This is a genomic window from bacterium (assembly GCA_027622355.1).
Lineage (GTDB): Bacteria > UBA8248 > UBA8248 > UBA8248 > UBA8248 > JAQBZT01.
Genome location: JAQBZT010000082.1, coordinates 1 through 10,080 on the forward strand (window position 1 = coordinate 1; position 10,080 = coordinate 10,080).

Here is a 10,080-nt window from a genome sequence, read left to right on the forward strand (position 1 = left end):
GAACGCGGCCTGGACCTTGGTGTCGATGGCCGGATACTCGGCCCCATAGCGCAGGGCGACATCCCAAGCGTCTCCCTGCGCATGGCTGGTCGAAAATTGGAGCCCCCAGAGTTTCGGGCTGTCGTAGCGGGCACGATCCCGCCGGCTCAAGCCGTCAAAATCATCGTACACCTGCTTGATGGTGGCCACCTTGGCCTTGGTCACGCGGTCGCGGAAACTGATTCCGCCCGCCATATCCTGGATCGCGGAATAGTTGATGACGCTGGTGCCGGAGAGATCGGACTGAGAAGTGCCGTTCGAGGCGGTATCGCCCTGTCCAAGCCATAACCGCCCGAACATCTTGTGATCAAGATAGACCGTCGCATGACGCTCAGTGAAATTGTTCGGGCCCGCTTCACCCGTCTGGTCAATCTCAACGCTCGCGCTGGAGTTAGATTCGAACTGCACCTCGAAGAGCCCCCCCGCCGAGAGATTCTTGTCCAGCTGCGCCTTGCCGACAAAGCGGACACGCGTGGAGGAGTTGTCGTTATCCACGTGAAAGAGTTCCGCCTCCGTCCCATCGTCAACATACAATCCGCCCCGGTTTATCTGGCCCGAGATTTCAAGCTTTACCTTGTCGTTTCCAGAGTGGACCGTTTTTGAGGGTGTGGAAGAAGACGCGGGAGTCGCTTTTTGCGGAGCTGAAAGTGGGGAGGAGGCATTCCCGCTGGACGAGCTTCTTTCCTTGCCCCGGACAAGCCGCATTAATTCTTCCACACTCTTTGATAATTTTTCCACTTTTTCAGACAATCGTTTGTTTTCCACCTTCAGCTGTTCCAGTTCATTTGCTTCTGCGCCCTGGTAGGGATACAGCACGAGTCCCAGGAGTAGGCCAGCCAGCCCGACGTATTTTCGCATGTTCTTTTTTTTTCTCCTATTTTCTTTCGGGTTGTGAGGGATGACGCATCTCCCGTCCGGAGCGTGCGTCTCGGTCCGCCTTTTCCCATAGCTGGCTGGCCTCGTCGAAGGTTTGTGCTGACGTGGGATAGGCGGTGAGCGACAAGTTATTTTTTCAGAATCAATTTCCCGTTCCGCGTTTTTTCCAATAAATATTCCTCGCCCTCGTGCCGGATGACGGCGGCAGGGGAGCCGGCCAGAAGCTCGCTGGCTTCCAGGACCGGCTTCCCCTGCCAGGAGAAGCCGACCGAAAGGAGGGCGACGGATACCTTGGTTTCGTTTTTCACCTCTATGATCTCCTGCCGTGGATAGGCAAAATCTGGGGGTGCGTCATCCGGGAAGTATTCGGCGGCGCATCCTTCCCCGCGAGCGCATCGTCACAGTTGAAAGAACAGCTCGGGCAGGTATCCTCTCCCTCGCACGCGCGCCGGAAGGCCTGGAAGGCTTCGAGCGCCTTGAAATTTTTCTGGTCTTCGAAAAAACGGAGGAGATCCAGAATGCGGTCCATCGTGTTGCCGCTCACGTAGTGTTCCATCAGGCAGGCGTCAACGAGGGCCTGCTTCCCGTCCACGCCGAGGATGTCGGAGAGAAACTGGATCAGGATGGCGAATTTTCCCGAAACCCCGCGGGCCTGGCGCTCGCCCGCTTCGGTGAGGAGAACGTTTTCGTACACGCGGTGTTGCACCATGCCGCTTGCGTGGAGCGTCTTGAGGGCTGCGGAAACGGCGGGTTTGGCGACGCCGAGCTGTTGGGCGATGTCGGTCACGCGCGCATATCCTTTCTCCTCGATCAGCTCATAGATTGCCCGGAGGTAATGCTCCAGGCTCGGGGAAAGGGACGGCTCGGGTTTGCGGGTCTTTTGCGGCGTCATGGCCAAGCTCCTTCTCGTTGCCCTCAGGTCCGTACGATGAGGCGGGGCAAAACTTTATTTGGCGAGATTAACAAAGTTAACTTAAATTAACAATACTTTTTTGCGTTTTTTTACTGGAAATTTATCTATCCATAAATTTGTATGTTAATCAGATGGTTATGATGATTATTTCGTATCGAACTTGAAGTTCTTGGAAGGGGAGACGCGCTTATCATCCACGATTTTTGTTGTCGGTCTCCAGGATTTCGCTTCAAACCGGGGGGGGTGGCGGAGCGAGCCCGATGGAAGGCCCTGGGTTTTGACCAGATGGGCGATGAAGGGGCCGATCACGGTGGTGCTCTCGAGGCGGATGGGAACGTGCAGCGGATCGGTGGTGACCCAGATCCAGACCCGGCCCCGGCGCCGGAAGAAGCTGTCGCCCTTCAGCTCCGGCTCAACCAGGTAGGTGTCCATCGGCCCCCAGAGGGATTCCAGCTTCTCCTGCCGGACAACCCGGACGCGGACCCGCCAGTTCCGCTTGCTGTCGAAAACGGGGATCTCGAAATTCTGACCGGGCTTCAGGCCCCGGGCGCGCACCTTGTAGAAGGCGCTGAGAGCGTCCTGCACATCTCCCGGCGTCTCATAGTGCCGTGGCGGGCGCCCCGCGCGGACGTAGGTGGCTTTCTTCCCATCGAACGTATACCACTTTTGGCTTTGATATTGACCCTGATGCTGGCGAAGCTCCAGCCGGTAGCTTGAGAGGCGCTTGGCGTCCACATAGCTCTCCGCCGAATCCCGCACGCGGAACACCCGATCGAGCCAGCCGATGGTGTGGGTTGTTGCCCGGTACCGCAGGACTTTTTTGTGATTCCAGAGAAAGGGCCCTTCGACCGAGAGGAGGGTTTGGGCCACCGACATCCGTCCCCAGCGAAGCTCGAAGGTGAGGACCTCGCCCCCGCGAAAGTGCGCGGGAGGGGAGTTGGCGGGAGCTACCGCGCCCACGGCGTGGGCGGCCAGCCCGATCGTCAGCCCGGCCGCGCAAAACGCGCCCTGGGCCCACGTCCATCCCCGCCGTCGAAGACTCAAGAGGTGCTCTCCATGAAGGGCTGGATTGCGCCCCGCACGCCCGCCCAGCCGCCCAGGGCGCCCGTCTTCACCTGCGCGGCCCGGTGGGCGGCCTCGAACGCCTGACTTTCCCACGCCGCCCGCGCAGGGGTCATCAAGAGTTCGCCGGCCCGGACAAGGCCGCCGGTCAGGACGATGCACTCGGGATTCAAGAGATTCATGATGCTGGCCAATCCCACGCCCAGCATGCGGCCCGCCCGCTCCCATAGAGCCCGGGCCTGCGCGTCGCCCGATTGGGCGAGTTCCGCCAATCCTTCGGGGGTGCGGGGCGTGAGTTTCGCGATCGGACTTCCGGGCGATGTGCGGGCCAGCTCCTCGGCGTCCCGGAGAAGCGCCCAGCCGGATACGCAGGCCTCCAGACATCCGCGCGCGCCGCAGTGACACGCCGGACCCTCCGCCTGAACGCACATGTGACCAATCTCGCCGGCGATTCGCGCCGCGCCCTCCCAGAGCTTTCCGCCGAGAACGATGCCGCCGCCGATGCCCGTCCCCAGGGTGAGGAGAACCATGCTTCCGGTGCCGGCTCCCGCGCCCGCGTGGTACTCCCCCAGCGCGGCCGCGTTGGCATCGTTCATCATCGCCGCGGGTACGCCGGGAAAGTGCTCGCGCAGAGCATTCAGCAAGGGAAAGTTCGTCAGCTGCGGGATGTTGGGCGATTCAATGACACGGCCGGAGGTCAGATCGAGAACGCCTGCGACGCCGATGCCCAGGCCCGCCGGCGCATCGCCGCCCAGAAGTTCTTCCGCGCACCGGGCCAGAGCGTCCACCATGGAGCCGGCGCCCGGGCGGCCGGCGGTGTCCATCTGCGCTTCCGCCTCCCGGTCGCCCGCGGCCGTGAAGCGGGCGATCTTGGCGTAGGTGCCTCCCAGATCGATCCCCAGGAGTGGGCCATCCCCGGCCATCTCAGATGACCTCCGTCAGGATGACCCTTCCTCTGCTGACGTCGGCGCCGAAGGGATAGCCTGCGCACATGACGGCGTAGTGACCCTCGGCGGCGAGTTCTTCCTCCAGCAGCCGCGCCCGGACATGCTCGAGAATTTTCTCCGGGGGAAGGCGGTGTGCGAGCTTCCAGGGGATAACGCCCCAGGAGAGGTTGAGGCGGCGCACAGCCTGGTCGGAGGTGCTGAGCGCCAACACGAGTTGCTCGGGGCGGTGGCGAACGATGCGCCGGGGGGTATCGCCCGAGTCGGTGGGCGCGATGATCACAGCGGCGTCAAGCTGATCGGCGAGAAGTACCGCCGAGTGGGCGATGGATCGGCCCAGGTCATGGCTCTCCAGCCTGGGTCTTCTCAGGCGAACCTGGCTGGTCTCGAAAATGGACTCTTCGGCCACATGGGCGATCCGCGCCATCATCCGGGTAACCGCATCGGGGTGCTCCCCGACCGCGGTTTCCTCGCTCAGCATGACAGCGTCGGTTCCGTCGAGTATGGCGTTCGCCACATCGCCCGCCTCGGCCCGCGTCGGGCGCGCCGCCGTGACCATGGAGAGAAGCATCTCGGTGGCGGTGATGACCGGTTTTCCCTGCTGGTTCGAGTAGGCGATGATCTGTTTTTGAACGCGGGGGACGTTCTCGAGCGGAATCTCGATTCCCAAATCCCCGCGTGCCACCATCACGCCGTCGGCGGCATCGATGATCTCCTCCAGGTTCTTGACCGCCTCGCGCATCTCCATTTTCGCGATGATGGGCGTCTGGCCCTTGCGGGCGCGGATTTCATTTTGGCAATAGACGATGTCGGCGGCGGAGCGGACGAAGGAAAAGCCGAAAAAATCGACATTCTCCTTCACGCCGAAGGCGATGTCTTTCAGATCCTTCTGGGTCAGCGGCGGGATATCGAGCACGGAGTCCGGCATGTTCACCCCGGCGCGGTCCTTCAGCGGCCCGCCGGCGATCACCCGGCAGGTCACCTCCTCGTGGCCCGGCTCAATGACCTCCATCTGCAGCTTCCCGTCCCAGATCATCACCCGGTGTCCCTTTAGGAGGGCGGGGAGCAGATCGGGCCGGTTGACGGAAAGTTGCTTGTCGGTTCCGACGATGCTGCGGTTGACCAGCCTCACGAGGCCGCCCTCGCGCAGGGCCGCGCCCTTCTGCACGGTTTCGAGGCGGAATTTGGGGCCGGCCAGATCGGCCAAAATGGCGATGGGCGCATTTTCCTCGGCGGACACCTTGCGAATGCGGTGGATCGTTGCCCGGTGTTCGGCGTGGGTGCCGTGGGAGAAATTGATGCGCGCAACGTTCATTCCGGCGCGAATCATGGCGCGCAGCATGGAGGTGCGCCGGCTGGCAGGGCCCAGGGTACATACGATTTTGGTGCGGCGCATGATTTTTTCCTTGAAAGTCGGATGTCAACGTCTCTTGGTGGTCCGGCCCTTGTATTATACCTCTTTCAGAGACTTATAGGGAGGCGAGGAAAAACGGCGGCGCTTCAGCGAACAAGAAGGACGGCCATGTCCATCACGTTGGTCCCGGTCGGCCCGGTCGTGATGAGGCTCTCCGTTTGTTGAAACAACCCATGGCTGTCGTTATTCGCGAGAAACGCCGAGGGCGCCAGACGGCGGGCGATCGCCCGTGGGATCGTGTCCCCGTCCACAAAAGCGCCCGCCGCGGGTGTGGGGCCGTCCCGGCCGTCGGTTCCGGCGGCGAGGAGGCAGACTCCCGCCCGATCCTTCATCTCGAGGGCAAAGGAGAGTGCCAGTTCCTGGTTTCTTCCGCCGCGTCCACGGCCCTGCACGGTGACCGTGGTTTCTCCGCCGGCGAGGAGGCAGGCGGGACGGCGGAAAGGGCCTTTGCCGTCCTTCATCTCCCTGGCGATGGCGGCGAGGAAGCGGCCGGCCTCGCGCGCCTCCCCCTCGAGGGATCGGGTGAGAATCCGGGGGCGGTAGCCGAGCGAGCGGGCCTTTGCGGCGGCGGCCTGCAGGGCGTCTCCGTTGCGGGCGGCGCACACATGGTGGATGCGGGCGAGGGCGTGGTCGGAGGGAGAGGGCGTCTCGGGGATTTTTCCGGCACTGCCCGCCGAGATGCGCCGGCGGACGCGCGCGGGGATCTTCGTCCAGACGCGGAATTCCTTCATGTATTTTTGGGCGTCCGCGAAGGTGGAGGGATCGCCGCAAGCGGGTCCCGAGGCGATGGTGTCGGGGCGATCGCCCACCACGTCGGAGATGTAGAGCACGAGTCCCCGGGCGGGGGCGATGCGTTTTCCGAGTTGTCCCCCCTTGAGAGTGGACAGATGCTTGCGGACGCAGTTGAGCACATCGATCGGCGCGCCCGCCCGCAGGAGAAGCGCGGTTGTCTTTTTCTTGTCGGCGAGGGTGAGGCCCTCTGCCGGGGCCGTGAGGAGGGCCGAGCCCCCGCCCGAGAGCAGGAGGAGGAGGACATCCTCCGGCCCGGCTTCTTCCGTCCAGCGGGCGATCTCCCGGGCGGCGCGCACGCCCGCCGCGTCGGGGATCGGGTGTGCGGCCTCGCGTACTTCCACGCGGCGGCAGGGGAGCGCCCCACCCACCGGGACGACGATGAGGCCGCCCGCGATGCGGCGCCCCAGCACGTTCTCTGCGCCGCGCGCCATGAGCGGGGCCGCCTTTCCGGCGCCGATGAGGATGATCCGTCCCGCGGGGGAGAGGGGGATCCGCGCCTTGCCGCAGATCAGCCGCTCGGCGCGGGCGGTGCGCTCGATGCGGAGGACGGCTTCGACCGCCCGGGCGGGATGAACGGCATCAAGCCCGGCCCGGAAGATGGATTCCGCATGTTTTCGAAGCTGCGTTTTTCGCATTTGACCGCCCCGGCGGGTGTGCTGGGCCGGAGGTGTCCGGCACATCGCCTGGCAACTCGAACCAAGGTATTGTGGAGGATGCGCTCCGGGCGACATCCTAGTGGGGAGCGCGGCGGCGGGTCAATGGAACGCGTTTGTCGAATTGCGGGGAGAGGGCGTTTGGCATCTGTCGGGATTATTGCAAACCCCGAGTCGGGAAAAGACATCCGGCGGCTGGTCGGCCTGGCGAGTTCGTTCAGCAATCACGAGAAGGTGCTCATCCTGCGCCGGGTGCTCTCGGGCCTCGCCGCGGCCGGGGTGCGGGAGGTCGTCGCGTTCGGCGATGCCGGGGGGCTGGGCGCGGCGGCGCTGGAGGGCCTCAAGGAGGTGCGCGGCGGGGGCCGGGTGAAATCCCGCCTCCTCGATCTCCGCCCTTACGGCGAGGCCGAAGATTCCACCCGTGCGGCGGAGCGGCTGCGAGAGGAGGGCGCCACCTGCATCGTTGTCCTTGGCGGCGACGGCACCTGCCGGGCGGTGGCGAAAGGTTGCGGCAGGGTTCCCATCGTTCCCCTCTCGACGGGAACGAACAACGCCTTTCCCCGTACCTGGGAGGGAACCGTCGCCGGCCTCGGGGCAGGGCTCTTCACCTGCAGCCCGCGGCGCTACCGCGATGCGCTAGATGACTCGAAGCGGTTTCGGGTTCAGTTCGAGCGCGGGGCCGAGGAAATGGCGCTCATTGATGTGGCCCTTCTGCGCGGCGGCTACGCCGGGGCGCGGGCGATCTGGGAGCTGGATGGCCTCGAAGGGCTGGCGCTCACCCAGGGCCGTCCCGGGGGGCTGGGTCTTTCTTCGATCGGCGCGAGCCTCGATCCGGTGGGGCCCGAGGAGCCCTTTGGCCTCTGGATCGAGTTTGAGCGGGGCCGAAAAGGGAAAGGAAAACGCGTGATCTCGCCCATCGGACCGGGACAAGTGGCTCTGGCCCGGATTTCGCGCTCGGCCCGCGTCCATCCGGGAAAGCCGATTGAGGTGGAGATTCCGGGAAGCCGGGTGCTGGCCTTCGACGGCGAGCGGGAACATGTCCTGGAGGCCGGCGAGCGAATTTCCATCTCACTCGATTGGAAAGGTCCCCGCGTGCTGGACATTCAGCGGGTGCTTGCCCACGCCGCCCGCCGGGGACACCTGGAGCTGGCGTCCCGGAACGGGGTATTGCGAAAAAAGGCGAATCCTTGATGTGCCACGGACGGCCTCTTGACACCCGGCGCAACCCCCCCTACATTTATTTTTTCAGAGAATACAGTCGCCTAAAGTGCTGCGATAGGTATTCCGTGCAAATGATTGGTTTTTAAATTAATCCCATAATGGTATTGGCGGCTGTCCAGTGTCGGGGAAGATGAGGCCGATACGTGGGCATGCGTGGTTTCCGCCCCGGAGAGGGGAGAGGCGCGTCCAATCCGGCGCGGCGCGCAGCCCGATGAGGAGTCTGGAGGGATCAAGGTCGAGGGGCTGACGAAATTCTACGGGGCGATCCCCGGGGTGCAGGACATCTCCTTTGCGGTGGCGAAGGGTGAGGTCCTGGGTTTTCTGGGACCGAACGGGGCCGGAAAATCCACCACGATGCGCATCCTGACGGGTTTCATGCCGCCGACCTCGGGGACGGCGTCGGTGGCCGGCTTCAACGTGCAGCAAAATCCCGATGAGGTGCAGCGAAACATCGGGTATCTCCCCGAGAGCAACCCGCTCTATCCCGAAATGACGGTGTCGGCGTATCTGGATTTCGTCGCGTCGGTGAAAGGCCTCCGGGGAGCGGACAAGACCGCCGCCATCGGGCGCGTTGTCGAGAGTTGCGGTCTCGGTCAGGTCGCCCACCGCATCATCGGGCATCTCTCGAAGGGCTACCGCCAGCGGGTGGGGCTCGCCCAGGCGCTGGTGAGCGATCCGCCCGTCCTGATACTCGATGAGCCCACCTCCGGCCTCGACCCGGCGCAAATCGTGGAAATCCGAAATCTGGTGCGCACCCTCAAGGGAGAGCGCACGATCATCCTCAGTACCCACATCCTCCCCGAGGTGAGCATGGTCTGCGACCGGGTGGTGATCATCCACCACGGCCGGCTGGCCGCCGAGGGCAGCATCGACATGCTCCGGACCGACAAGAGCGGGGCAAAAGGGGTACGCATCTCCGCCCTTGGGGATGGGCCGGCCATCCGCCGCGCGCTGGAGGGTGTGGCCGGCGTCCGCACGGTCGAGGAGCGCGCCGCTTCGGGCGCCGAAGTGAGCTATTCCGTCCGGGTGGAAGGCGACAGGGAACTGCGCCCCGAGCTTGCGGCCGCGGCTTCGAGCGCGGGCGGGCGGCTGACCGAACTTGCCCGCGAGGAACAGACCCTCGAGGAGCTTTTCGTGCGCATCGTCAGCGGAGAGCGCACCGGACAGGAGGAGGGCATCCGTGCGTAACGCCTGGTCCATCTGCCGGCGTGAACTCGCCGCTTATTTTTTCTCGCCGATTGCCTATGTCCTCCTGGCTGCCTGGGCCTTCATCATGGGGATCTTCTTTTCGGGCGCATTCTTGAACTTTGCGTCGATCTCTGTGCAGTTGATGCGCAATCCCCGGGCCGCTGAGAGCCTGAACGCCACCGCGGGCGTTCTCGAGCCGGTCTTTTCCAGTGTGACCATCGTGCTGCTCTTCATCGTGCCGGTTTTGACGATGCGCCTGTTCAGCGAGGAAAAAAAACAGGGGACGATTGAGCTTCTTCTGACCTATCCGATACGGGACGGGCAGGTGCTGGCGGGCAAGTTCGTTTCCGCACTGCTGATTTATTTCGTCATGCTCGCGGTCACGCTGTTTTTCCCGGTGATTTTGTCCGCTTATGCGGAGGTGGACTGGGCGGTGGTGGGCGCGGGATACCTGGGGATGTTTCTGCTGGGCAGCGCCTTTCTGGCGGTGGGTCTTTTCATCAGCTCGCTCACTTCGAACCAGATCATCGCGGCCGCCCTGACCTTCATGCTCCTGCTCGTGAGCTTCATCATGGATTTTCTGTCGATTGCCGTGGGGCCGGTGACGGCCGAGGTGATCCGTCATATTTCGATCGGCGCGCACCTGCGGAATTCCATCCGCGGCCTCATCGATACGCGGGACATCGTCTATCTCTTGAACGTCACCATCCTTTTTCTCTTCCTTTCGATGCGCTCGCTCGAATACTACCGATGGAGGGGCTAGTCCGTTGAGAAGCCGCGAACTCTACCTCCTCGTCGCCGCCGCCGTATTCGTACTCATCGGCCTTCTGGGCTGGACGATGGCCGATTCCCTTGCGGGGCTCTCCTGGTGGGGATACACGGCGGGGGCGATCGGCCTTTTGTTTCTCGCATATGGTGTCTGGATGTCCCGCGTCGAGATTCGGGGCGGCATCCGCCTCCGCACGACCCGGACGGCGC

11 protein-coding genes are annotated in these 10,080 nt (G+C 63.7%); 4 read left to right on the plus strand and 7 right to left on the minus strand.

Annotated features, from left to right (window positions below; all coding sequences use genetic code 11):
- The 7 genes from O2807_06540 to O2807_06570 form a co-directional block, all read right to left on the minus strand.
- Window positions 1–897: porin (locus tag O2807_06540; GenBank protein ID MDA1000160.1), on the minus strand; the 897-nt coding region annotated here is incomplete at its 3' end.
- A gap of 146 nt (window positions 898–1,043) precedes the next feature.
- The gene (gene hemP, locus O2807_06545; protein MDA1000161.1) at window positions 1,044–1,223 is read right to left on the minus strand and encodes a hemin uptake protein HemP; all 180 of its coding nucleotides are present in this window, start codon (window positions 1,221–1,223) and stop codon (window positions 1,044–1,046) included.
- Between the two features lie 2 nt (window positions 1,224–1,225).
- Window positions 1,226–1,807 (minus strand): metal-dependent transcriptional regulator, encoded by a 582-nt coding sequence (locus O2807_06550; GenBank protein ID MDA1000162.1) that lies wholly within the window; start codon window positions 1,805–1,807, stop codon window positions 1,226–1,228.
- Between the two features lie 165 nt (window positions 1,808–1,972).
- Window positions 1,973–2,872 carry a DUF3108 domain-containing protein gene (locus tag O2807_06555; protein ID MDA1000163.1) on the minus strand — a complete coding sequence of 300 codons (900 nt, stop codon included), beginning with the start codon at window positions 2,870–2,872 and terminating at the stop codon, window positions 1,973–1,975.
- The gene (locus O2807_06560) at window positions 2,869–3,813 is read right to left on the minus strand and encodes an ROK family protein (GenBank protein ID MDA1000164.1); all 945 of its coding nucleotides are present in this window, start codon (window positions 3,811–3,813) and stop codon (window positions 2,869–2,871) included. The genes O2807_06555 and O2807_06560 overlap by 4 nt, the downstream gene beginning before the upstream one ends.
- Before the next feature lies 1 nt (window position 3,814).
- Window positions 3,815–5,230, minus strand: a complete 1,416-nt coding sequence (gene pyk, locus O2807_06565; protein MDA1000165.1) for a pyruvate kinase — start codon at window positions 5,228–5,230, stop codon at window positions 3,815–3,817.
- Between the two features lie 104 nt (window positions 5,231–5,334).
- Window positions 5,335–6,675, minus strand: a complete 1,341-nt coding sequence (locus O2807_06570) for a glycerate kinase (protein MDA1000166.1) — start codon at window positions 6,673–6,675, stop codon at window positions 5,335–5,337.
- Between the two features lie 159 nt (window positions 6,676–6,834).
- Between O2807_06570 and O2807_06575 the strand changes: the two genes are divergently transcribed.
- The 4 genes from O2807_06575 to O2807_06590 form a co-directional block, all read left to right on the plus strand.
- Window positions 6,835–7,884: an NAD(+)/NADH kinase gene (locus O2807_06575; protein MDA1000167.1), complete on the plus strand. Its 1,050-nt coding sequence runs from the start codon at window positions 6,835–6,837 to the stop codon at window positions 7,882–7,884.
- 183 nt (window positions 7,885–8,067) lie between these two features.
- Window positions 8,068–9,102, plus strand: coding sequence for an ATP-binding cassette domain-containing protein (locus tag O2807_06580; protein MDA1000168.1), 1,035 nt, complete (start codon window positions 8,068–8,070; stop codon window positions 9,100–9,102).
- A complete protein-coding gene (locus O2807_06585) occupies window positions 9,095–9,865 on the plus strand; it encodes an ABC transporter permease (protein MDA1000169.1) in 771 nt (256 codons plus the stop codon). The genes O2807_06580 and O2807_06585 overlap by 8 nt, the downstream gene beginning before the upstream one ends.
- A gap of 4 nt (window positions 9,866–9,869) precedes the next feature.
- A partial coding sequence (locus O2807_06590) for a hypothetical protein (protein MDA1000170.1) occupies window positions 9,870–10,080 on the plus strand: 211 nt, incomplete at its 3' end.

Bases quoted from the DNA above. Each gene is read 5' to 3' on its own strand.
- O2807_06550 (MDA1000162.1), bottom strand. From the start codon at position 1,807: ATGACGCCGCAAAAGACCCGCAAACCCGAGCCGTCCCTTTCCCCGAGC.
- O2807_06560 (MDA1000164.1), bottom strand. From the start codon at position 3,813: ATGGCCGGGGATGGCCCACTCCTGGGGATCGATCTGGGAGGCACCTAC.
- pyk (MDA1000165.1), bottom strand. From the start codon at position 5,230: ATGCGCCGCACCAAAATCGTATGTACCCTGGGCCCTGCCAGCCGGCGC.
- O2807_06570 (MDA1000166.1), bottom strand. From the start codon at position 6,675: ATGCGAAAAACGCAGCTTCGAAAACATGCGGAATCCATCTTCCGGGCC.